We start from the raw sequence: 23,312 nt of genomic DNA on the forward strand, positions 1-23,312 counted from the left end.
CTCCATGAACGGGAATCGATAGTCCGCGACGGGTGTCACGCGTGGCGGCGCAGCCAGTCCAGGCGCTGGGCGAAACGCTCTCGCCATGACTCGGCCAGAGTCTCCAGCTCGGCAAGAAATTCCAGGTGCTCGCGGTCCGGCCGGGTCTCGTTGCGCAATGCCCAGAGGCGGGCCAGCGTGTACCCATGGTCGGCCACCTCCACGCGCTCGGCCACGTCACCAGGGCCAACGTAACCCGGCTCCAGCACCCGATAGAGCCACCCCGAACGCCCGGACTCCGCAATGTGACGGGCCAGCTCCGGGACACCGAGGCGATGGCTCACCTTCCAGCAGGGCTGCCGGGGCTGGCTGACTTCCACCAGAGCGGTGCCCATGCGGAAAACGTCACCAACATGCACGTTCCGCTCGGTGAGGCCGCTGGTGGAGATGTTCTCGCCCAGAACACCCGGGCGCAGCATGGCACTCGCCTCGGCGAAAAGCGCGCCCCAGGTGGCGTAGTGCTCGGCGGGATAGTGGCTGAGGGCGCGATCCGGGCCGCCATGGGCCTTGGGGTCACCCTGGTGATCATCCTCCAGGCCAGCATCGTCCACGGCCACCGCCTCACGCACGGGCTCCTTGTAGATGCCGGTGGGCCGGCCGTCACCTTCCATCTGGTGTATCTGCCCCTGGAACACACCCGTGATGGTCACCATGTCTGTCATGCTCGCCCTCTCCTGCACAGGATCGACAACCCCTGCAAGGCTACAACGGCAGCTCGCCTTTTCGGAAGTCAAGCCAGGTCTCAGTGGTTCGGCACCACGGGTTCGGCCCGCAGACACTCGGCGACCGCGGCGGGGTCAAGCGGACGGTGGAAGTAGAACCCCTGCAGTGTCTTGCAGCCCAGGGCACGAAGCCGCTCGGCCTGCTCCCGGGTCTCCACCCGCTCGGCCACCACGTTGAGGCGCAGCGCCTGGGCCATGGCAATGATGGTGCGGACGATTTCCTCGTCCTCGGGGCTGAGCAACATGGCATCAACAAACGAGCCGTCGATCTTGAGTTCGTCGATGGGCAAGCGCCGCAGATAGGCCAGGCAGGAGTACCCGGTGCCGAAATCGTCGATGGCGAAACGCACGCCCAGCTCCCGCAAGCGCCGCATGCGACCGACCACGGCATCACCCTCATCGGCCAGCAGGCTCTCGGTGACCTCCAGCAGCAGCGTGGACGGCGGCAGCCCCGTTTGCTCCAGCACCCGGGCGACGATGGCTTCGAACTCCGGATCGTGAAACTGGCGAACGCTGACGTTGATCGCCAGTGACGGCAGGTGGCGATCAGGGTGGCCGCGATGCCACTGCGCCAGCCACTGGCAGGCGTCGCGCAGAATCTGGGCGCCCATGGGCCGGATCAGTCCGGACTGCTCGGCGATGGGGATAAAACGTGCCGGTGAGACGGAGGCGCCGTTGTGCTCCCAGCGGGCCAGCACCTCCAGGGAGCCGATCCGGCCCTCGCCATCCACCAATGGCTGTAGATGGAAATGCAGGTCACCGTTGCCCACCGCCTGCCGCAGACCCTGCTCGAGTTGCAGACGTTCGCTGGTTTCCTCCTCCATCCTCGGGGCGAACCAGGCAACCCGGTTGCCACCATGGTGGCGCGCCTGTGCCACGGCAATTTCCGCGCGGGTCAGGAGTCTGGAATCAGCAGCTCCGTGGCCGCCGGCATCCACAGCCCCCACGCTCACACCGGACTGCACCATCACCCCACCGACCTCCACCGGATCCGCAAAGGCGCCGCGCAGACGTTCCGCCTCATCATGCAGGTCCGCGACACCATCACCCGCCGCTCCCTCCGCTCCCAGCAGGACGGCGAACTCGTCGGCGCCCACCCGGGCAAGCATCAGCGCCTCGGGTGCCAGTGCCCGCAACCGCGCTGCCTGCGCCTGCAGCAGGGAATCGGCCACCTCATAGCCCATGCCTTCGTTGACACGCCGGAAACCGTCCAGATCCATCACCAGCAAGCCCCGTATGGCATCACCTCCGCGCTCGTACCCGTCGTGCTCCAGCCGGGCCAGCATGGCAGCGCGATTGGGCAGCCCGGTGACTCGATCCTCGAAGGTCAGCTGACGAATCCGCTCTTCCGCTTCGCGGTGCCAGGTCACGTCCAGGAAGCTGCCCACGTACCTCGCTTCGCGGTCCCTGGCGCGGTCAAGCGCCGTGACGCTCAACCGGAACAGCCGCTGTTCGCCGTTCTGGTTGCGGGCACGGACGTCCCCGTTCCAGTGCCCGTCTCGAGCCAGCGTGGCCTGAATTTGCCGACGCACTTCGCCACCGTTGTAGCCACCCAGGAGCAGGCGCAGACCATGCCCCTGCACTTGTTCTGCCGGGTAGCCTGTCAGGCGCCGGAACGCGTCGTTGACACGGATGAACCGGTACTCGCCATCCAGGATCATGATGGCCGCGTGGGTCTCGAACGCCAAAGCCGCCAGGCGCGTTTCTTCCTCGGCGCGCAGGCGCTGTACCTCCAGGCGAACGCGCCCGGCCACGTGCTCCAGCGTCCGGCGCACTGCCCCGGCGGGACCCAGCGGCCAGCGCCCGGTCACGGCCAGCAGGCCCAGGACCTCCCCGGCATCATCATGCAGGAGCACTCCGGCATAGCTCTCCGCCTGCACGGCCACCAGCATGTCGTCTTCAGGGAAACGTTCCCAGGCATGGTGATTGATTATGCAGGACTCGCTCCGGACCACTTCAGCGCACGGCGTCCCGGCCAGGGGATAACGATCGAAATCGACACGGTGGTGACGAGCCGCGCTGGCGAGAACCACCGCGTCGCGCCCATCGATGGTCGCCACCAGGGCCGCCTCCCCACCCAGCACGGTGCGGATGCTCTCCAGCAGGTGATCCAGTTGCGACCAGCCGTCATTGCCGCCGGAAGGACAAGACGCCATCCGATCCATGTAGCGACGAACCAGCGTCTCCTCAGTCACCTCCCGGATCAACGAGAAATATCCGGCCACGTCGCCGCCGTGGTCGCGCGTGACCAGGTGCAGCCAGTCACACCATACCGGGACGCCATCGCCACGGCGGCTGCGCGCCAGGTGCTGCACATGATCCACCTGGCCGCTGCGCAGTTGTTCCGCGACGGGTATAAACCCTTTGCGGTCCCGCTGCCTGAGCAGGAGTTGCTCGGCATGCATGTCCACGAGAGCCACCGCCGGGTAGGCCAGCATGCGGCATGCCGCCTGGTTGCAGCGGCGTACATGAAAGTCGGCAGTCCACTCGATCCAGCCGATGGAGCTGTGCTGAAGGTAGCGACGCAATCCTGCCGGATCCCCGCGCGCATCCTCCGCCGCGGCAATCGCAGGCAGTTGCTGATCTCTCGACGTCCCTGACGCCCCGCGTGCTCCCATCAATCGTCCCCACCAGGCAGTGTCCCGAGCCCCGGATAACCATGATCATCATGGATCCCGGGCGGGAAGGGTATTCCGGGATTACTGTCTGATCATCGATGCGATCTTGTTATTCTTTCCCAGAAGCAATGATAGGTCCTGTCTTCCGGCACCGATGTGACGCAGTTCCGGTTGTGGCAAATGGGGTTGGCGGGACTCACCGGGGCATGAAGCAACTCCCGGATGGCACACCGGCCGCCCCGGGGCTCGGCAGACCCACGGGAAATGGGTAGCATGGCGGACCGAACCCCGAGGAAGCGACGACCCGGCGCATGCAACTACTCGCAGTGGGAGACCTTCATCTCGGCCGCCTCCCGGCCCGCCTTCCCGCCCAGATCGGGAGCCGGCAGGACGCCCGCTCGCTGGGTCCATCCGCAGCGCTGACGCGGCTGGTGGACGAAGCCATCCGCCAAGACATCGATGCGGTGGCCTTCGCCGGCGACGTGGTGGAACAGGACGACGATTTCTTCGAAGCCTACGCGGAACTGCGCCGGGCCGTCGAGCGCCTGGCTGAAGCCGGCATCGAGGTCGTCGGCGTGGCCGGCAACCACGATGTACAGGTGCTTCCACAGCTCGCCCGGGAAGTTCCCGAGTTTCGGCTGCTGGGGGCCGAGGGCGCCTGGGAAGCCATCGACCTTGTCGGTGCCGACGGCACCGAGGTTCGCCTGTTCGGCTGGTCGTTCCCCCGCCCCCGGGTAACCGAGAGTCCGCTGACCGACGCCGCTTTCGAGCGAGGCGGCCGCCCTGCCATCGGCCTGCTGCACTGCGACCGGGGTCAACCGGGCAGTTACCACGCGCCGGTGACTGCACGGGAACTCGCCGCCACCGGACTGGATGCCTGGCTGCTTGGCCATATCCACAAGCCCGACGCCCTGTCCGCAGAGCAACCCTCCGGCTACCTGGGATCGGTCACGGCCCTGCGTGCCAGCGAGGTGGGAACGCGGGGGCCCTGGCTTTACGACATCGGCGCCGGCGGCGTCCGCGCCATCGCCCAGTGGCCCCTCGCCCCGCTGCGGTGGGAAGCGCTGGAGGTCGATCTCACCGGCATCGAGGCGGCAACCGACGCCCGCACGCGCATCCTGGGCGCCGCCAATTCCCTCGCGGACACCCTGGCAACCGCCCGCTTGCACCCCCAGGTTCTCGGCCTGCGTCTGCGCCTGTACGGGCGCACGGCGCTGCGCAGACAGGTCGCCGGGATGCTCGGCAACCAGGAGCTGGATGACCTGCCCCTGGCAGGCGGAATCCATGGCTTCGTCGGCCGCTGGCGGCTTGAGACCCGCCCGGAACTGGACCTGGAGGCCCTGGCGCGGCGCCCCGACCCTGTCGGCCTGCTGGCACAGCGACTGCTCTGGCTGGACAGCGACGCTGATGATCCACAGGGGCGTGCGCTGCTGGAGCGAGCCCGCGAGCAGCTGGGAAGGGCGCACCGGGAGCCGGCCTGGTCACGACTGGATCTCCCCGCCGAGCCGGACACCGCCCAGGTGAAGGACTGGCTGCGACGGGGCGCACTGGACTCGCTGGACGCTCTTCTGGAGCAACATGACCGGGAGGCCTCCGCGTGAAGCTCGAGGCCCTGCGGATCCAGCGCCTGCCCGGCCTCAACGACGCCATCGCCGTCGAGGCTTTCGGCGACGACATCACCGTCGTCACCGGCCCCAATGCGTCCGGCAAGAGCAGCCTGGTGCGGTCCCTGCGACTGCTGCTGGCGCCCGGGCGCGGCGACCCACCGGATGTTCTGCTGCAGGCAACATTCGCCGACGGCGACGAGCGGTGGCAGGTGGAACGATTCGGTCGTGACACGGTGTGGCGCCGCAACGGCGCGCCCGCCGACGCCCCCGTGCTGCCGGATGCCGAGGCCCTGGGCGGTTACTTTCTGGCCATCGATGAACTCCTCGGGCTCACCCGCGTGGATGAAGCGTTTACCAGGCGGCTACAGCAGGAACTGGCGGGCGGCTACGACCTCAGGGTGCTGCATCGTGAAGGTGGTCCTGCCGCTACCCACCCGAACCGGGACCGGGACGCCGGACAACGGCTGCTGGAGGCCGAACAGGCACTGCGCCAGGCCGAGGCCGGCAACAGCGAACTTCTGCAGCGGCGCCAGCGTCTGCCCTCCCTGGACGAGGACATCGCCCGCAGCGCCGAGGCCCGGCGACGCCTGTACGACTTCGAAACGGCATCACTGCTGGTCAAGGAAAAGGCGAAAACCCGGGAAGCGAGTCTGGCCCTGGCCCGCTTCCCTGAAACGATGCCGGAGGGAATCTCCCGGGATGATGTAGAGGCGCTGGAAAGATCGCTGCGCGACTACAACCAGGCGGCGGAGCAGGCCCGGGAACACGCAGAGGCCCAGGAAACCGAACTACGCGACACCGGGTTCGAGGACTCGTGCCCAACCGCGGAAGATATCGCCACTCTGCGGCGCAAGGTGGATGACCTGGGAGATCTGGTCAGCCGCCTGCTGCAAGCCGAGGAACAGCTTGCCGCTGAACAGAAGCGGGCCTCCGCGGCGACCGAAGTCCTGGATGCCATACCAGAGGTCCTGCCCCAACTGACCACCGCGGAGCTCAAGCGTCTGGACGAGCACGTACAGGCGCTGGCCGCCGCGCAGGCGGACGCCCATGAAGCCGGGGCCGCAGCCCGGCAGGCAGAGCAGGAAACTGACCACGCCGGGCGCACCGAACTGCGGTCCCACTGGTCCACCGTCGCGGCCACCGCAGCCGGCGCTGCAGGCGGCGCCGTGCTCGCCGTGCGCGCCTGGGAATCCCCATACTGGTTGACGGCGGCCGCGCTCCTCGTTGTTGCCGCCGGCCTTGGGTGGCTGACGTGGCGGGCAGTGGCGGTCCGCGGCGCTGCCGGCAAGGATGCCCGGGACGCCATGCGCACGGCCTGGAAACAGCGCGCGCGTGAGGCTGAACAGCGCCTGGAGCAGACGCGGGAGCAGCTGCGCACGGCGGCGAAAACGGCAGGTATTGCGCCGACTCCGGATCAGCTGGCCCAGCACTTCCAGCTCTTCCTGCAACGCGTTGCCACCCTGGATGCCGCGCGCCGCGCAGTCGCGGAGACTGAGGGGCGCGTCAACTACCTGAGCGGACAGGCGGAGGAACTGGGGCGGACCATTCACGCGGGTCTGGCGCAATGGCAGGCAACCCCGGAGCACACCGACCACCCCGGCCTGAGGCACGCCCTGGATGCTCTGGACCGTCGCCGCCAACACGCGGAAAGCCTGCGCCAGGAGATCCGCCGATTCCGCGACCAGGAGCAACAGGCAAGCAGCCGCGCCCGGGAAGCCGATCAACGCCTGCAGGCCCTGTACCAGCAGGCGGACCTGGAACCCGGCGACCGGGACACCCTGCTGGCCCGCATTCGCGACCTGCCGGAATGGCAGGCTGCAAGCAACGCATTACGCGATGCGGAAGCACGCGAGCACGCCGCCCGCGAGAGTCTGCAAAAGACCGACGACCCCGAACTCCTGGCCCGCGCGGAAGCCGAGGACGCCGCCTGGATCGAGGAGCAGCGGGACCACGCCCGCGCAGAAGCGGACAACCATCAGGCGTTGATCGAGGAGAAGACCGGTATCGAACACGCCATCCGCGACGCCGAACGCGCACTTCGCCTGGAAGAGGCCCGCGCCCGGCGCGATCAGGCCGAGGACGCGCTGACCCAGCGCTACGAACAGCGGATGGTGGCCGAGGCAAGCCAGTTCCTCCTGGGTGAGGTAGAACAGGCCCATCGCCGGGAGCATCAGCCCGAGGCGATTCGCGTCGCCGACCAGCGGCTGCGGCAGTTCACCCATAACGCCTTCAGCCTGGTCATGGCGGATGACGGCTCGCCCTGCGCGCAGGACAGCCAGAGCCGGGAGGTCCGCCCGCTGGAGGCATTGTCCGTGGGCACGCGCATGCAGCTTCTGGTGGCACTGCGCATGGCCTGGGTCGAGCGCCGCGAACGTCACCACGCCGCACTGCCGCTGATCCTGGACGAGGCGCTGAGCACCACGGATCCGCACCGCTTCGAGGCCGTTGCCACGGCTCTGCACAGCATCACCCGCAGTGAGGGCCGCCAGCTCATTTACCTCTCGGCGCAACCGGAGGATCTGGAGCGCTGGAAACGGGCCACCGGCGCTGAACCGATGGTCGTCTCGCTGGGCCACGCCCGGGGAGCGCCGGCGGCAATGGACGCACTGCCGCTTCCCGAGGCGGAGCAGGTTCCCGCCCCGGACGGCCATACCGCGGCGAGTTACGCGCAGGCGCTGGGCGTTGCTGCCATGGAGCCGACCGTCGATGCCGGGCACATTCACCTGGCCTACCTGCTGCCGGACGACCTGGCGCTGCTGTACCACCTGCTGTCGGACCTTCGCCTAGGGAACGTGGGCCAGGCGGAGACGTTCCTGGAAGGGGCGGCTGCGCAGCGTCACCTGGACAGCGACAGCCGCCGGCGCCTCGACACCCGGATCACGGCCGCCCGCGCATGGATGGAGGCGGCGCGCATCGGCCGCGGCACGCCGCTGGACAGGCCCGCCCTGGAGCAGGGAGCCGTGGGCAACTGGAAACAACTGGACGCCCTGGTCGAACGCGCGACCCGGGTGGACGGTGATCCGGAGGCATTCCTGGAATCCCTGCGCATGGAGCGCATCAGTGGCATCGGCGAGGGCAAGATCCAGCAGATCGCGCAGTGGCTGGAGGACGCCGGCTTCCTGGACCCCCGCCCGCGGCTGGATGCGAGCGGGCGTTATCACCACGTCCTGGCGCGGCTCCCGGACCATGCGGACTCCCTGCGGGAGGCGCGGACGGTGGTGGACGCTCTGGAACGTGCCACCGGCGTCGACGACGATCAGTCGGGAGCCACCGTCATCGCGGGCTGGTAGAGCGCATCACGCACCTCTCTGCCGAGGCGTCCCGGTCAGGTGGGCAGTCCGGCTCAGATGAAGTCGAACAAGGACAACTGCTGCACCTGGGCGTAGCTGCGCTGGGCGGCCTCCAGGCCAACGCTCTGCTGATTGAGGCGGGAGACGGCCTCGGCAACGTCCAGATCCTCCACCCGGGAGAGTTCGGTCTGCAGGTCCAGCTTCGCCACCTCGTTGGCCTCGAACTCCGACTCCAGGGCGTTCAGGCGCGCCCCGGTCTGGGCGCGAATGTCCGAGAAGGAGTTGATGGCCTGATCCAGGTTCTCCAGCGCCTGGAAGCTCTCCGTGGCCAGCCGGGCGCGGCCGGCATTGCTGTCAGGCCGCTCCTCGAAAGCCTGGATGACGTCGTCGACGGTGTCGAAGATGGACTGGCTGCCGACTTCACGCACCTCGAAGGAGTCCCCCGGCTCGGGGTTGCCATCAATGGTGACGGTACGGCCGTCGAAGCTGAATCCCTCGTTGGCCTGGTAGGGGCCGGCTTCGATCAGACTGCCCAGGGAACCTGCCTGGGTGAAGGTCCCGCCCTGGTCGTCTTCAAGATTGATGCCCACGCGGACGGGATCGTCGCCATCGTATCCGAAGTCAAGTTCACCACCTTCGTCATCAATGACGAGATCGCCGGCTGGCGCGGCATCCCCTGTCAAGCCGTTGACGAACTCGGACACTGCTTCAGCCAGATCCTCGACACTGCTGACACCACCAGTTACGTCATCCAGATCGAGGACAGAACTCTCCTCGCCCACCTCGATACTGACTTCACCGGTCCACGGACCCTCATCCGCATCCACGCCAGCATCGAGACCGTCGGTAACGAAGCCCGTTTCCGGCACTTCACCGTCCTCGTCGACAAAGTCACCGGCTACCACCCGTTGCTCCAGTTCGCCGGTGGCAGGATTCTCCGCGAAACGAATTTCATAGGGGCCACGAAACGGCGCGTCCGCGTCCGTGACCGCTGCACCGGCGAGACGCCCCGACCCCGTGTTGCCATCATCGGTGAACACGCCGAAGTCGCCGTTGCCCGCGGGGATCTTCATGAAGGTCTCGAAACCGTTATGGCTACTGTCCACCTGACGGTTCGGGCCCACCTGGATGGAGCGCTGCCCCTGATCGCCCTGGTACTGCACCTGCCCGCCCTCGCTGACGAAGGGCTCCGTTTTCGTCTTCAGGCCGGAGAAGAGGAATTCGCCGTTGCCGTCCTGGGTGTTGGCCAGATCCACCAGCTCGTCCCGCCGCTCGCGCAACTCGGAGGCAATGGCCCGCCGATCCGACTGGCTCTGGGTGCCGTTGCTGCCCTGCACTGTGAGCTCACGGATCCGGTTGACCACGTTGGAGACTTGGTCGAGGGTGGAGTCCTCCTGCCTGAGGCGCAGCTCGGCCTGCTCGTTGTTGCGTTGCAACTGCTCGGTGCTCTTCACCGCCTTGTCCATGTCCAGGGCGCGGGCCGCACCGGAGGGATCATCCGACGGCGTGAGTATGCGCCGGCCGGTGCCGAGCTGATTCTGGGTTTTCAGCAGCTGCGACTGCTGATCCAGGATGGTGTTGGTGCTCGCTTGCTGGAACTGACTCGTCGAGACTCGCATGGACATCACCGCTGGATTGCGCCGAGGAGGCTCTGGAAAACCTCATCCGCCACCGCGGTCACCCGCGCGGCGGCCTGGAAGCCCTGCTGGAAACGCAGCATGTTGGCGGCCTCTTCCTCCAGGTTGACCCCGGAGACCGACTCGCGGTCGGCTTCGGCCTGCCGCAGCAGGCTCTCCTGGGCATCCCGGGCGCTCTGGGCGCGCTGGGTGTCGGTGCCGATCTGACCCACCATGGCGCTGAAGAAGTCCTGGGGGGAATCGTTGCCATCGTTCAACAGCCCCTCGTCAGCGACGGCGGCCAGCTTCTGGGCGTTGCGATTATCTCCGCTGGCGTCCTGGTTCTCGGCGATGAAGAAGCTGTCGCCGACATCCGGCGCTCCGGCCATGGTGAACTCGACACCGGCCAGGGGATTTTCGTCTTCATCCAGATCGAAATCCGTGCTCAGATCGTCGCCGGAAAAGGTTTCTCCGGCATTATCCTCGGCCGGGTTGAACGGGAAAAACACGGGTTCGTCATTGTTATCCAGTAGCGCTTCGAACCCTCCTTCCCCCCCATCAGCATCAGAATCGAATACTTCGATTGTGAACCCAGTTTGATCTTCATCGGCCCCCAACCCCTCCTCGAAGAACAGACGCACCTCTTCACCGAAAGGCACGTTCTCTCCGGAGGTCACGCCGACATCAGCGATCTCACCGCTGCCGCTATTGCCGGCCTGTCCACCGGGGGCGACTTCGCCGGACGTTACAGGTGCAGCCGCGGCGATCTGATTGGCGTTGCGCAGCTCCACCCCCATGCCCAGGGCGGCGTCGCGAGTCGGCTGGATCTCGAAACTGTCCCCGTCCTCGGCCTCGGCCAGATCACCGACGTCAACCTCCAGACCGTCGAAGCGCAACATGCCGTCGACCGCTTCCAAGGGTTCCGGCTCGCTCCCCGTGCCCAGGTTCGTCACCGTCCAGTTTGCCGCGTCATCTCCGCCATCATCCGGGCCGTCATAGGTCAGCCGGTAGTCATTGCCGGTCAACTCTCCCGAGGCGTCCTCGATGATGGCCACCTCAGGGGTGCCGGTGAGCCCCTCACTATTGCGACTGGACGGCAGCACCCGGGGCTCGCCGACACGGAAGAAGTCCTCGCCCTGGTTGCCATTGGGCTGGATGCCCTGGCGGTGCTGCGCGTTGAAGGCATCGGTCATGCCCGTGGCGAGCTGGCCCAGCTCATTGCGGGCAGGGTTGAGGATCTCGTCACGGAACTCCAGCATTCCGCCAATGGAACCACCGCTGAGGGTGCTGGTGATGGTCTGATTGCTCGAGCCACCAGCGAAGGCGATCTCGCTGCGGCCGGGATCGTACTCGTTGCGCTCCACGGCGAGTTCATTGGCACTGTTGCCGGTGACCAGCGGCTGACCGCTGCCCACGAACACGTTCACGGCCCCATCGTCCTGTGCCACGATCTGGGTACCCACCTTCTCGGAGAGCTTGCGGATCTGCAGGTCGCGCTGGTCCAGCAGATCATTGGCAGGCTGCCCGGTGCGGCCCTCGGCCTCGCGAATCTCGCGGTTCAGGCTGGCGATGGACTCGGCGTACTGGTTGATCTCCTCCACTTCCGAGGCCAGCTGGTTATTCACCTCGCTGTCCAGGTCCCGGAAGCGGCGGTCCAGCAGATCGAAGCGGCTGACCAGGTTATCCGCCTGAGCCAGCGCCACTTCGCGGGCGGAGCTGGAGGCGGGGTCATTGGCCACGTCCTGAATGCTGTCGAAGAACCCCTGCAGCGCCGGCGACAGACCCGCTTCCTTGTCCGCCAGCAGGTTGTCGATGCGCCCGGCGTAATTGGCCAGGGTATCCTTCTCCTCGAAGTCACCACCGGCCTGGCGCAGGGCGTTTTCCAGATTCTGATCGAACAGCCGCCGCACGGTGCCGGTCTCGACACCATTGCCGATGAAGCCGTTGCCCATTTCCGTGGGCGGCCGCGTCTCGAACTCCGCGCGCTGACGGCTGTACCCCTCGGTGTTGACGTTGGAGATGTTATGCGAGGTCGTCGCCAGGGCCCGCTGGAACGCCTGAAGGCCGGAGACGCTGGTACCGAGTATGTCCGCCATGACGTGATGACTCCGTGGTTATGCTTCGGTTGTCGGCCGATCCGGCGCCGGCTTGAGTGGATCCAGCGCCGCTTCCAGCACATCGCCACCGAGGATGCTGCGGATCTTCTCGGCATAGGCAGGGTCAGTGGCGTACCCGGCATCCTGAAGTGCCTCGGCCCATGCGGCCGGATCACCGCTTTGCTCCAGAGCCTCGCTGTAGCGGGGGTTGTCCTCCAGGAAGCGCACATAGTCCTGAAAGCTCTCTTCCAGGGAGTCGTAAGCGCGGAAGCTGGCCATTTCCCGCTGCGGCACACCGTCGCGGAACTCCAGCGTCGGAACCCGCACCGTGTCACCCTCCCAGCCGTTATGCGCCTTGATGCCGAAGAGGTTATGGCTGGGTTCGCCGTCACCGTCACGGATGACGTGCTGGCCCCAGCCGGTCTCCAGGGCCGCCTGGGCAACCAGCACTCTCGGGTCGGCCCCCAGGCGGTCGGCCGCCTTCTCCGCCGCCGGCCAGACGTCGCGCACGAATTCTTCGGGGTTGTCCCAGCCGGCACCCTTGCCCCCGGGCGCCACGGGTTCCGCGGCTCCCGCCTTCGGTGCCACCTCGGATTCGGGCTCTGCCACGTTCATGCGCATGGGCGGCAGCCGGCGATCGTAGTCTTCCAGGCCGCGGTCGCGGATAGCACCGGCATCGGTCTCGAATCCGGCCTGCTCGCGCAACTGGCGCTCCACCATGTCGGCGATCCCGAAGCCGCCCTGGCGGCCGATGCTGGTGGCCAGCTGCTGGTCGTGGAGCTGCTCGTACTGCTCCATGGCGTTGCCCCCGAACAGCTCGTCACCCGGCGTCGCCGCACGCATGCTCTTGAGCATGATGCCCACGAACACCGTCTCGAACTCCTCGGCCACCTGGCGCAGATCACTCTCGCCGGGATCCTGCAGCCCATGGCGCAGACTCTGCAGCGAGCTGGTGTCGAAGATGTTGGCTTCCGGTGCCTGGGGCGTGCTGATTGCCATGGCGTCAGATCACCACCAGTTCCGCGCGCAGGGCGCCGGCCTGCTTCAGGGCTTCGAGAATGGCCACCAGGTCCCCGGGCGCCGCGCCCACGCGGTTCACCGATTCCACGATCTCTTCCAGGCGCACGCCCGGGCCGAACAGGAACATGGGGTTGTCCTCCTGTTCCACCTGGATGTCTGTATCCGGCGTGATCACGGGCTGACCGTCGGTGAACGGCGGTGGCTGGTCCACGTCGAAATCCTCCGTGATGGTGACCGTGAGGCTGCCGTGGGTGACCGCTGCCTGGCGCACGCGCACCTCGCTGCCCACCACCACGGTGCCGGAGCGGGAATTCACGATGACCCTTGCGGGGGCCTCACCCGGCTCCACCCGGATGTCTTCCAGGTAGGCCATGAAACCGACGCGCTGGTCCGGATCCTGCGGTGCCTGGACGCTGATCTGTGTGGCATCCTCCGCCCGCGCGGTCTCCGGCCCGAGTTCCTCGTTGATGGCGTCGGCCACGCGTCGCGCGGTGGTGAAATCACCCGTGTTCAGATTGAGCTCGATGGTGTTGCCGGTGTTGAACGGTGAACTGACCTCCCGCTCCACCGTGGCGCCATTGGGAATACGGCCGGCGCTGGGGATGTTCACGGTGATACTGGAGCCATCCGCCCCCTCGGCGCCGAAGCCGCTCACGGTGAGGTTGCCCTGGGCCATGGCGTAGACCTCGCCGTCGGCGCCGCGCAGGGGGGTCATCAGCAGCGCGCCACCCCGGAGGCTGTCGGCATTGCCGATGGACGCCACGGTGACGTCCACTTCCTGGCCCGAGCGGGCGAACGCCGGCAGGTCGGCGGTGACCATGACGGCGGCGACATTCTCCGTCTGGAAGTTCACGTCCGGCGGCACCTGCACGCCCTGGGCACTGAGCATGCTGCGGATGCTCTGCACGGTGAACGGGGTCTGCGTGGTCTGGTCACCGGTGCCATCCAGACCGACCACCAGGCCGTAGCCCACCAGCTGGTTATCGCGCACGCCGGCCACGGAGGCGAGATCCTTGATACGCTCGCCTGTCCAGTTCTGCGCCTGGAGGGACGTGCCCGTCCAGGCCAGGACCAGGGCAAGCATCAGTACGGTGACATGACGCAACATGGCGTTTCCTCCGATTCGATCAGAACGGCCACAGGGGGCTGTTGAGAATGCGTTGCCCCCAGCCCATCTGGTTGGACTCCGCCAGGGTGCCGGTGCCGGTGTAGGCGATCTGCGCGTTGGCGACCCGTTCGGACGACACCGTGTTATCCGGGGCCACGTCGTCCGGGCGCACTAGGCCAGTCAGCGTGATGTATTCGTCGCCGTGATTGATGGTGAGCTTCTTGCGCCCCTGGACCACCAGGTTGCCCGACGGATGCACATCTACCACCACCGCGGTAAGGGTGCCGGTGAGCTCGTTGCCCTGATCCACATTGCCGGAGCCGTCGAAGCCACTATCCGAACTCGCGCCGGCCGACAGCGGATTACCGCCAACGGTGGCCTCCCGGCCGAAGAGTTCCGGGACGCCCATGTCCACGTTGCTGCCACGGTTGATGCTGGTGCTGGCGTTCTTGCTGGCACCCGTCTGCTCGTCCAGCTGGATGGTGATGATGTCACCGGCACGCAGGGCAGTACGGTTCTCGAACATGCGGGTGCCCTGGGACGCCTGGTAGATGGCACCGTTATCCTCCCGCTCCGCCTCGGTGACCACGGGCTCCGGCAGCGCCGGCGGATCTTCGTATTCCGGCGGCGTCGTGGTGGCACACCCGGCCAGGGCCAGGACGCCGGTTGCAGCGAGTAACAGTGAACGCATGGTCGTCACCTCTGGGTCCTCCCCGCCGGCTACAGGTTCTGGGTAATGAACTGCAGCATCTGGTCGGAGGTGGAGATGGACTTGGTGTTGGTCTCGAAGGCCCGCTGGGTCTCGATCATGTTCACCAGTTCCTCTGCAATGTTGACGTTGGAGGACTCCAGCGCCCCCTGCATCACGCTGCCGAGACCGTCCAGCCCCGGATCCCCCACCTGTGGCGCACCGCTGGCTGCGGTTTCCTGGAACAGGTTGCCGCCGATGGGCTCCAGACCGGCCGGATTGACGAACTCGGCCAGCTGGATCTGCCCGATTTCCTGGACGTCTGCCTGCCCGGCAACACTCACCGTGACGGTGCCGTCGCGGCCAATGGTGACCTCCTGGGCGTTGTCGGGAACGTTCAGCGGCGGCTCCAGACCGAAGCCGCTGGAGGTCACCACCTCGCCATCGCTGTTGACCTGGAAAGACCCATCACGGGTATAGCCGACGGTGCCGTCGGGCCGCAGCACCTGGAAGAAGCCGTCCCCTTCGATGGCAACGTCCAGGGAGTTCCCGGTCTGCTGCAGGTTGCCCTGGGTGTGCTCCTTCTCCGTGGCCACCACGCGCACGCCGGTGCCCAGGGACAGCCCCGTGGGCAGCTGCGCGTCCTGGGTGTTCTGCGCGCCCGCCTGGCGCACGTTCTGGTAGACCAGATCCTCGAACACCGCCCGGTCCTGCTTGAAACCGGTGGTGTTGACGTTGGCCAGGTTATTGGAAACCGTCTGCATGCGCGTCTCCTGCGCGTCCAGACCGGTCTTCGCCACCCAAAGTGCGGGATTCATGGCACCCTCCCTGCCGCTGCTGCGGCGTTATTCGGTTCAGCCCTGCATGCGCAGGAGCTGGCTGCTCGTGGAATCGTTCTCTTCGGCCTTGGTGAGCATCTTCACGTGGGTCTCGAACTGGCGCTGGTTGTCGATGAGCTCCACCATCGCCTCCACCGAGTTCACGTTGCTGCCCTCCAGCGCCCCGGACTGCAGGCGCATCTGACCATCCGCCGGCGCGATGTCGCCGTCGGCAAGGCGGAACAAGCCGTCCTGCCCCTTCTGCAGTTCGTCGGTGGGCGGATTCACCAGCTTGATCCGGTCGATCACCGCCAGTTCGTCGGCCTGGGCTCCGGGGGGCACGATGCTGATGGTGCCGTCGTCACCAATCTCCACCTTGTCCGCCGGTGGCACGGCCACGGGTCCGTTCTCACCCATGACCAACTGCCCGGCGCCGTTTTCCAGCATGCCCACGTCCGACACGCGCAGGTCGCCGCGCCGGCTGTAAGCCTCATCGCCGTTGTCACCCTGCACGGCGATGAACCCCTCACCGCGCATGGCCACATCCATGTCGCGCCCGGTGTTCTGGATGGGGCCGGGGCGGAAGTCCGCGCCAACGCTGGACTCCGCCGAGTAGGCCCGGCTGTCGAAGCCGGGACCGTTCACCGGGTGGGTAATGAGCTGATCCAGATCCGCCCGGAACCCCGGCGTGTTGGCATTGGCCAGGTTGTGACTGGTGTGCTGCTGCGCCTGCAGGGCGTGCTTGGCACCCGTCATGGAGAGATACGCGAAATTGTCCATGGCTTGTTTCCCCTGCGCCGATCAATGGATCAGCGGATATTGAGGATCTCCTGGGTCACCTGGTCCTGGGTGCTGATCATCTGCGCATTCGCCTGGAAGTTGCGCTGCGCCGTGATCATGTTCACCAGCTGCTCGGTGATATCCACATTGGACTGTTCCAGGGCGCCGCCCTGAATTCCGCCCAGGCTGGAGGTGCCCGGCTCGCCGATGATGGGCTCACCGGATTCGGCGCTCTCCACCCAGAGGTTGTCACCGATTTCCGTCAGGTTCTGCTCGCTGGGGAAGCGCGCCAGGGCGACCTGGCCAAGCGCACGGGATTCGCCGTTGGTGTAGCGGCCGAAGATGGTGCCGTCTTCTTCCACTTCCAGGCTGGAGAATTCACCGGCCTCGAAACCGTTCTGGCGCAGCTCGCTCACCGCGGAGGGTGTACCGAACTGGGTCATGGACGAGTAATCCACGTCGATGTCCAGATCGTCCGCCCCCGCCAGGGCATCGATGTCGTCGGCAGCGAACTGGTAGGGCCCATCAGCAGCGTCGCCATCACCATCGGTGACCGAATCGAAGGAGCCGTCCGTACCGAAGTTCAAGTAACGCGGACCATCGACGACACCACCGACCTCCAGGTTGACCGCCCAGGTGTTTTCGCCGCCGTCGATGCCATCAATGGCGTCGTCGTCCGGATCCATCTTGCTGAAGAAGAAGTTCGCCGTATGGGAACCGCCCTGGGTGTCGTACACCGTGGTCGCCGTAGAGAAGTTGTAGCTCTCCGGGTCATCAACGTCGAAATCCGCTTCCGGGGGCTCGGCCGACGACTGCAGGTTGGCATTGACGTCGATTTCGTCCGTCGCCCGGGGTGGGACATTACCGGTATTCACCTGCAGCGGGCCGGTCTCACCGCCAATGTTGCCGTCGTCATCCGCCGGATAGCCGGTGAGCTGCAGCCCGTCGGCATTGACGATCTGGCCCTCGTTGTCGAGCTGGAAGGCACCGTTGCGGGTATAGGACACCGCGCCTTCCTCGTCGCTCATGCGGAAGAAGCCTTCGCCGTTGACGCCCAGATCGAGACTGTTGCCGGTGAAGTCGAACTGTCCCTGGGTGAACTGCTGGGCCACGTTTTGCAGCCGCACACCCTGGCCAATGGCGTTGGAGGCCACGCCGAGCTGGGAGCTGGCAAACACGTCGGCGAATTCAGCGCGGGAGCCCTTGAAACCCACCGTGGCGCTGTTGGAGATGTTGTCGCTGGTCACATCCAGGTCGGATGAGGCGGCATTGAGTCCCGAGAGCGAAATGTTGAAAGACATGACTGCACCCCTTTTTATTGAATGTGACGAACCGAATCGAGATCGAACTCACCGGCGCCTTCCAGACTCAGCTTCGGACTGCGCCCGTCGCCTTCGAGGCTGACGCTGTTCACCGGTGCGGAAGCCAGGGTGTCAACGGCCGTGCTGGACTCACCGCTCCCGATCTCCGCACGCACCCGGTAATTCCCCGGAGGCAGCTGCTGGCCGCTGTCATCCAGGCCGTCCCAGTGGAAAGGCACTTCGCCCTCGTTCTGCCGCCCCAGCGCCATCTCGTGGACGGTCTGCCCAGCGCTGTCCTGAATGGTGATGTTCAGGCTTTCCGTGTTCCGCGGCACCTGCGCAAGACCGCTGAGCCCCTCCTCACCCAGGGGCATGGTGTCGCTGTTCACCAGCACGTTGCGCCCCACCAGGGACGCGGCGCGCAAGGCCTGATCCTTGTTCATGTCGTCAGCGAACCGCTCGAAGGATCCCTGCAGCTCGGAGACACCATTGGCAGTGGAGAAATGCGCCATCTGCCCCATCATCTCGCCGCTCTCCATGGGCTCGAAGGGGTCCTGGTTCTGGAATTGCGCGATCATCAGCTGGAGGAAATCCTCCGAGCCGAGTTCGTCCACCGTCTGCCCCCGGGCATCGTCCGGCTGCTCGATCTTCGAGCTGTCGTTGCCGCCCATCAGCGCATCAAGTCCCATCATGGCGTTCGCCCTCAGTTCTGGCCGAGCTGCAGGGTCTGCAGCGCAAGTTCCTTCGAGGTATTCATGACCTCGACGTTGTTCTGGTACGAGCGGGAAGCGGAGATCATGTTCACCATCTCCTCCACCGTGTTGACGTTGGAGCGGTACACGTAGCCGTTCTCGTCCGCTTCCGGATGCCCCGGCATGTGCAGCGGCTTGTTCGGCGCGTCGCTCTCCACCACATCCCGCATGGCAACGCCGGTTGCAGCACGCTCGGAGGGATTGCCCCCCTGCACCGCCTGCATGGCGGCGGCAAAGACAGGCTGCTTGGCGCGGTACGCTTCGTCCGGGTTGCCGGCAACGGTTTCCGCGTTGGCCATGTTGCTGGCGGTCATGTTCAGGCGCAGGGACTGCGCGTTCATGGCCGAGCCGGCAACGTCGAATACCTTGAATACGGACATGGCTTATTCCCCTCGGATGGCGCCCACCAGGGACGAGATGCGGCCGCCCAGGAAATCCAGCGAGGCCCGATACTGCACCGTGTTTTCCGCGAACTTGGCCTGCTCCACCTGTGTTTCCACGGTATTGCCATCCAGGGAGGGGCTGTGAGGCACGCGGTAGAGCGCATCCGCACTGCCCGGCCCCTGGGCTTGACCGGGCAGATGGTTGGCATGGGTGGAGGCCATCTGCAGCCCGCCGCCCTGGCCGCCCTGGCTGTTCCGGGCCTGCTCCAGGGCGCTGGCGAAATCCATGTCCCTGGCCTTGTAGTTCGGCGTATCGGCGTTGGCCAGGTTCTCCGAGAGCATCTGGTGACGCTCACCCCGGAGTTTGAGCGCGGCCGGATGGACCCCCACTGCATTGTCAAAGGAAAGGCTCATCGGTCTGCCTCCTGCTGTTGTTGCCTGACAACCTAGCAAGGGGCGTGCCATGGGTTCGGAAGCGCCTTCCGCGACGGGGATGGACTGGGTGTGAGCGAATTGCCGGGGGCGGCTGACGCGTTGGATTCAAGGTTCACCGCCGCCTGCCGATCACGATCGTGACGGAATTCCGGCACCGGCAGAGCGGCAAAGGTGCGGCAACGGGTTGCCGCCCGGGCAGTGGTTTGCCGCTACTGGCGCGTTGCCCGGATCATCGCTCGCGTAGCCTGTAGATGACACCACCGTGGCTGCGGATCATCTGCAAATCACCGGTATGGCGCGCCAGCGACTCGGAGGCACCGACGATGAGATAGCCACCCGGCCGCATCTGCTGGATCATGCGGTTGAGAATGTTCTCGCGGGATGTGGCAGAGAAGTAGATCAGCACGTTGCGACAGAAGATGATGTCGAAACGCCCGAGGCTGGCATAGCTGTCCAGCAGGTTATGGACCATGAACTGGCCACGGCGACGGATCTCCGGCCGGACGACCCAGCTCTCGCCACTGGGCTGGAAGTAACGGTCGCGTCGTTCGGGGCTGAGCCCACGGTTGATCGTGGACGCGGGGTATTTCGCTTCCTTCGCCTGGGCGATCATGGCCGGGGAGATGTCGGTGCCGACGATCTCGGCCTCGATACGCGCCCCGCGCGCCCGGTACTCCTCCAGGGCGATGCTCAAGGAATAGACTTCCTGCCCCGAGGAGCACGCCGCCGACCAGATGCGCAACTGCTGCTGCCCCCGTTTGACGAACTCCGGCAGCAGGGTGTCCTGGAGAATAGTGAAGGGGTAGGTGTCCCGGAACCACTGGGTTTCATTGGTGGTCATGGCCTCGATGACCATGCCGCGAAGGCGCTGGCCACCCGGCTGTTGCACCCGGTAGACCAGCTCGCCCAGATCCTTGATGCCCTCGCGCTCCATCAGGTGCCCCAGCCGGCTGGACACCAGGTACTGCTTGTTGTCGCCCAGAACGATCCCGCAGGACTGCTCCAGGAAGGCACGGAACGCCTGGTAATGCTCCGGCACGATTTCTCGGGAGGCCACCAAACGTTGTCCCTCTCTAGCGGGTCGCAAAGCACGGCCGGGCGACGCCGGCATGACACAGGCTGCGCCGATTGTAGCCCGACCCATGCCTGCAGGACCAAGCACCATCAGGCACTGACCTGCTCCATGCGCACCTGAACCCGCTCCGCCAGCTCGTTGGCGGCAAACTTCGCCAGAAATTCGTCGGCACCCACCTGCTTGACCATGTCGGTGTTGAACGTACCACTCAGTGAGGAGTGCAACAGGATGTAAGCGCCCTTGAGAGCATCATCACGACGAATTTCCGTCGCCAGCGTATAACCATCCTTGCGCGGCATTTCCAGATCGGAAATGACCATCAGCAGATGGTTCCAGGGAGACTCATCGGGTCGTGAGGCCCAGTCCCGCAGCGTTTCCAGTGCTTCTTCACCGTCCTTCGCCATGGTGCTCTGCAGACCCAGCTCGTTCAGGGTGTCACGAATCTGACGCCGGGCGACACTGGAATCATCCACCACCAGCACATGCCAGTCGCCGGCGTCGGCGGACTGGTTCAACCCCTTGTCGTCCAGGCCCGGGAGCCCACCGAGGCCGCCCGCCCGGTTGAGTTCGTCCATGACCTTCTCGACGTCGATGATCTGCACCATGCGCTCATCAACCCGGGTCACACCGGTGAGATACGCCGTACTGGACCAGTTGCTCGGCGGCGGCATGATGTCCTTCCAGTTGACGTTCACGATGCGATCCACTGCCCGCACCATGAACCCCTGCACACTGCGGTTGTACTCGCTGACGATCACCGATGCACCGTCGCGGTCTTCCAGCGGCCGCCCCGTGATCGCCCTGGCAAGATCGAGAATCGCGATGGTGCGGTCACGGATGTAGCACACCCCGGCGACCGTGGGGTCGGCATGCGGCAGCTGCACCAGCCGCGGCACCGGAATGACCTCCCTCACCTTGAAGACGTTGATGCCGAACAGTTGCGCACCGGCAAGCTGGAACAGCAGCAGCTCCATGCGGTTGGTTCCCGCCAGCGTCGTGCGTTGATCAACGGAATCCATGATGCCCGCCATATGTGCTCTCTCCCGAGGGGCTGCCGCCCGTGTCGCCGCGATCTCGATTGCTGTCCGGGCTGGGTGTCGGCAGATGGGCCGACAACTTGACCCGGTCGGTTGTGGCCTCCCGAACGGGGGAGGAGCTGGCCCGGTTCATGCATAAATCACGGGGCAAACAACTGCATCCACTCGAACCGAGGGCGCAGCGTAGCGCGAACGCCACATGCACATCCGGACTCGCTTCACATCTGCAGAGATCGACCGGCGCCGGTTGCGGGTTATCGTCCGCGCCATCACGGCGGCCTGCTGCGTACTGGCCGGCCTGATCACGGCAGGCCCGACGGTTGCCAACGAGCGCCAGTCCCTGGACGAGATTCGCGACGCCGTCAGAGCCCACACCGAGGCCAATCTGCCCGCGGAGGGCAATGGCAGCGTCGAGGTGGGGCGCATTGACTCGCGACTCCGGCTGGCACGCTGCGAGGAGCCGCTGGAGACCTTTGACCCGCCCGGCCGCTCGGGGAGTCAGCGATCCACGGTGGGAGTGCGCTGCGATTTCCCCTCGCCCTGGACCCTGTATGTCTCCGTTCGGGTGGAAATGCTCAAGGAGGTCTATGCTGCCGCCCGGACCATTCCGCGGGGCAGCCGGATCGGCGAAGAGGACATCATGCGGGTGGAAATGGATGTGAACCGCATGACGCGGGGCTATTTCACCAGCGCCGAGCAGCTTCTGGGAATGGAGTCGCAGCGCGCGCTGCGCGAGGGCGATATCATCACCGCCTCCCGGGTGGGCGCGCCGCAACTGGTGGAACGCGGCCAAACCGTGCTCATTACGGCGGAGAACGGCAGCACACGCATCAGCATGAACGGCGAAGCACTGCAATCGGGGGCACTGGGCGAGCGCATTCGGGTCCGCAACTCATCCTCGGAGCGCGTTGTCGAAGGCGAAATCGTTGCGGACAGCCGCGTGCGCGTCTCGTTCTAACGGTTTATGACGAGCGCCAGTCGCCGTACCATGAAAAAAAGTGCATCCGAGGCTAAAGTTCTGCCAACAATGGCCGATGATCTTCCGGAAGGGGAAGACCTCCCCAACCAGGACGAATGACAGGAGCGAAAACATGGCTAATCCAATCGACGGCAGCGGACGCCCGGCCAGCAACCCGATGCAGGACGCCCGGGACAGTCGCCAGCTCCGCGAGACAGTATCCGAGCCGAACCGCGGCGACGAGCGCAACCAGGACGCGGCCGCCGGGTCCACCTCCACGGCGGGCGAATCCGAGCGACTGCAGTCGCTGCGTGAGGCCGTCGACCAGACGCCGGAAGTTGACCGCGGCCGCGTGGACGCACTGCGGGAGCAGATCGCCAACGGCGAGTACCCGCTGAATGCGGACAGTATTGCCGACCGCTTTGCGGAACTGGAAGGCCTGCTGGAGGGCTGATCGGTGACCGACTCATCCACGGGGCTGACCGAACTGCTTGCCGAGCAGAACGCCCGCCTGCAGGCACTTGAAACCCTGCTGATGGAAGAACAGCAGGCGCTGGTTGCCCGTAACATGGAGACGCTCCAGGGGCTACTCAGCCGCAAGGTGGAGTTATTGGGCGCCGTGGAAGCTGCCGAACGCCAGCGCAATACGCTGGTGACGGAAATCACCAGTGAACAGAATCCTGCACGTGCCATGGAGGCCTGCATCGAACGCCTCCCCGACGCGGATAAGGCCCGGGAACTCTGGACAACCCTTCTACAGGCACTGGAGCGCTGTGGCTCAGTCAATGAAGCCAACGGCACCGTGATTGAACGCCGGCGCGCCGGTGTGCAGCGCACCATGGAACTGCTGCAGGCCGATTCCACTCCCGCTGCCGGCGGTTACGGCCCGGGGGCGGACTCAACGCCCTCAAACAGCGGCGGCCGCGAGATCAGCCAGGCCTGATTCCCTTCAATGCAACGCTCCCGCCG

20 protein-coding genes are annotated in these 23,312 nt (G+C 65.9%); 5 read left to right on the top strand and 15 right to left on the bottom strand.

The genetic code is table 11. From position 1 onward, the window contains the following. Positions 1 to 35: 35 nt before the first annotated feature. A complete protein-coding gene (locus tag KU884_RS13800; protein ID WP_167783155.1) occupies positions 36 to 701 on the bottom strand; it encodes an MOSC domain-containing protein in 666 nt (221 codons plus the stop codon). A gap of 80 nt (positions 702 to 781) precedes the next feature. Continuing rightward, entirely contained in the window at positions 782 to 3,379 is a 2,598-nt protein-coding gene (locus KU884_RS13805) for an EAL domain-containing protein (protein ID WP_167783156.1), read from the bottom strand. Between the two features lie 311 nt (positions 3,380 to 3,690). Here KU884_RS13805 and KU884_RS13810 point away from each other — a divergent pair, with 311 nt between their 5' ends. Further along, the gene (locus KU884_RS13810) at positions 3,691 to 4,980 is read left to right on the top strand and encodes a metallophosphoesterase (protein WP_167783157.1); all 1,290 of its coding nucleotides are present in this window, start codon (positions 3,691 to 3,693) and stop codon (positions 4,978 to 4,980) included. Further along, on the top strand, positions 4,977 to 8,276 hold the full coding sequence (locus KU884_RS13815; RefSeq protein WP_167783158.1) for a hypothetical protein: 3,300 nt from the start codon (positions 4,977 to 4,979) through the stop codon (positions 8,274 to 8,276). The genes KU884_RS13810 and KU884_RS13815 overlap by 4 nt, the downstream gene beginning before the upstream one ends. A gap of 53 nt (positions 8,277 to 8,329) precedes the next feature. Here KU884_RS13815 and flgL read toward each other — a convergent pair whose 3' ends face one another. The 13 genes from flgL to KU884_RS13880 form a co-directional block, all read right to left on the bottom strand. Next, the gene (gene flgL / locus KU884_RS13820; protein WP_167783159.1) at positions 8,330 to 9,895 is read right to left on the bottom strand and encodes a flagellar hook-associated protein FlgL; all 1,566 of its coding nucleotides are present in this window, start codon (positions 9,893 to 9,895) and stop codon (positions 8,330 to 8,332) included. 5 nt (positions 9,896 to 9,900) lie between these two features. Further along, positions 9,901 to 11,988 (bottom strand): flagellar hook-associated protein FlgK, encoded by a 2,088-nt coding sequence (flgK, locus tag KU884_RS13825; protein WP_167783160.1) that lies wholly within the window; start codon positions 11,986 to 11,988, stop codon positions 9,901 to 9,903. A gap of 18 nt (positions 11,989 to 12,006) precedes the next feature. Beyond that, a complete protein-coding gene (gene flgJ / locus KU884_RS13830) occupies positions 12,007 to 12,987 on the bottom strand; it encodes a flagellar assembly peptidoglycan hydrolase FlgJ (protein ID WP_167783161.1) in 981 nt (326 codons plus the stop codon). A gap of 4 nt (positions 12,988 to 12,991) precedes the next feature. Further along, positions 12,992 to 14,092 carry a flagellar basal body P-ring protein FlgI gene (locus tag KU884_RS13835; protein WP_305793272.1) on the bottom strand — a complete coding sequence of 367 codons (1,101 nt, stop codon included), beginning with the start codon at positions 14,090 to 14,092 and terminating at the stop codon, positions 12,992 to 12,994. Between the two features lie 43 nt (positions 14,093 to 14,135). Beyond that, positions 14,136 to 14,807 (bottom strand): flagellar basal body L-ring protein FlgH, encoded by a 672-nt coding sequence (locus tag KU884_RS13840; protein WP_167783163.1) that lies wholly within the window; start codon positions 14,805 to 14,807, stop codon positions 14,136 to 14,138. Between the two features lie 29 nt (positions 14,808 to 14,836). Further along, a complete protein-coding gene (flgG, locus tag KU884_RS13845; protein WP_167783164.1) occupies positions 14,837 to 15,622 on the bottom strand; it encodes a flagellar basal-body rod protein FlgG in 786 nt (261 codons plus the stop codon). A 36-nt stretch (positions 15,623 to 15,658) separates the two neighbouring features. Further along, a complete protein-coding gene (locus KU884_RS13850; protein WP_167783165.1) occupies positions 15,659 to 16,402 on the bottom strand; it encodes a flagellar basal body rod protein FlgF in 744 nt (247 codons plus the stop codon). Positions 16,403 to 16,431: 29 nt separating this feature from the next. Continuing rightward, complete coding sequence (gene flgE, locus KU884_RS13855; RefSeq protein WP_167783166.1) at positions 16,432 to 17,703, bottom strand: flagellar hook protein FlgE; 1,272 nt, start codon at positions 17,701 to 17,703, stop codon at positions 16,432 to 16,434. Positions 17,704 to 17,717: 14 nt separating this feature from the next. Further along, on the bottom strand, positions 17,718 to 18,395 hold the full coding sequence (locus tag KU884_RS13860) for a flagellar hook assembly protein FlgD (protein ID WP_167783167.1): 678 nt from the start codon (positions 18,393 to 18,395) through the stop codon (positions 17,718 to 17,720). Between the two features lie 11 nt (positions 18,396 to 18,406). Then, positions 18,407 to 18,835: a flagellar basal body rod protein FlgC gene (gene flgC, locus KU884_RS13865; RefSeq protein WP_167783168.1), complete on the bottom strand. Its 429-nt coding sequence runs from the start codon at positions 18,833 to 18,835 to the stop codon at positions 18,407 to 18,409. A gap of 3 nt (positions 18,836 to 18,838) precedes the next feature. Then, positions 18,839 to 19,252, bottom strand: a complete 414-nt coding sequence (gene flgB, locus KU884_RS13870; RefSeq protein ID WP_167783169.1) for a flagellar basal body rod protein FlgB — start codon at positions 19,250 to 19,252, stop codon at positions 18,839 to 18,841. 250 nt (positions 19,253 to 19,502) lie between these two features. Then, a complete protein-coding gene (locus tag KU884_RS13875) occupies positions 19,503 to 20,330 on the bottom strand; it encodes a protein-glutamate O-methyltransferase CheR (RefSeq protein WP_254432062.1) in 828 nt (275 codons plus the stop codon). A gap of 107 nt (positions 20,331 to 20,437) precedes the next feature. Further along, positions 20,438 to 21,379, bottom strand: coding sequence for a chemotaxis protein (locus KU884_RS13880; protein ID WP_167783171.1), 942 nt, complete (start codon positions 21,377 to 21,379; stop codon positions 20,438 to 20,440). Between the two features lie 205 nt (positions 21,380 to 21,584). On the opposite strand from KU884_RS13880, the gene flgA reads away from it, so the two are divergent. The 3 genes from flgA to KU884_RS13895 all read left to right on the top strand — a co-directional run bounded on the left by flgA (position 21,585) and on the right by KU884_RS13895 (position 23,286). Continuing rightward, a complete protein-coding gene (flgA, locus tag KU884_RS13885) occupies positions 21,585 to 22,343 on the top strand; it encodes a flagellar basal body P-ring formation chaperone FlgA (RefSeq protein ID WP_167783172.1) in 759 nt (252 codons plus the stop codon). 133 nt (positions 22,344 to 22,476) lie between these two features. Beyond that, positions 22,477 to 22,797, top strand: a complete 321-nt coding sequence (flgM, locus tag KU884_RS13890; RefSeq protein WP_167783173.1) for a flagellar biosynthesis anti-sigma factor FlgM — start codon at positions 22,477 to 22,479, stop codon at positions 22,795 to 22,797. Between the two features lie 3 nt (positions 22,798 to 22,800). Then, entirely contained in the window at positions 22,801 to 23,286 is a 486-nt protein-coding gene (locus KU884_RS13895) for a flagella synthesis protein FlgN (RefSeq protein WP_167783174.1), read from the top strand. Positions 23,287 to 23,312: the final 26 nt, after the last annotated feature.

This window comes from Aquisalimonas sp. 2447, assembly GCF_012044895.1.
Classification (GTDB): domain Bacteria; phylum Pseudomonadota; class Gammaproteobacteria; order Nitrococcales; family Aquisalimonadaceae; genus Aquisalimonas.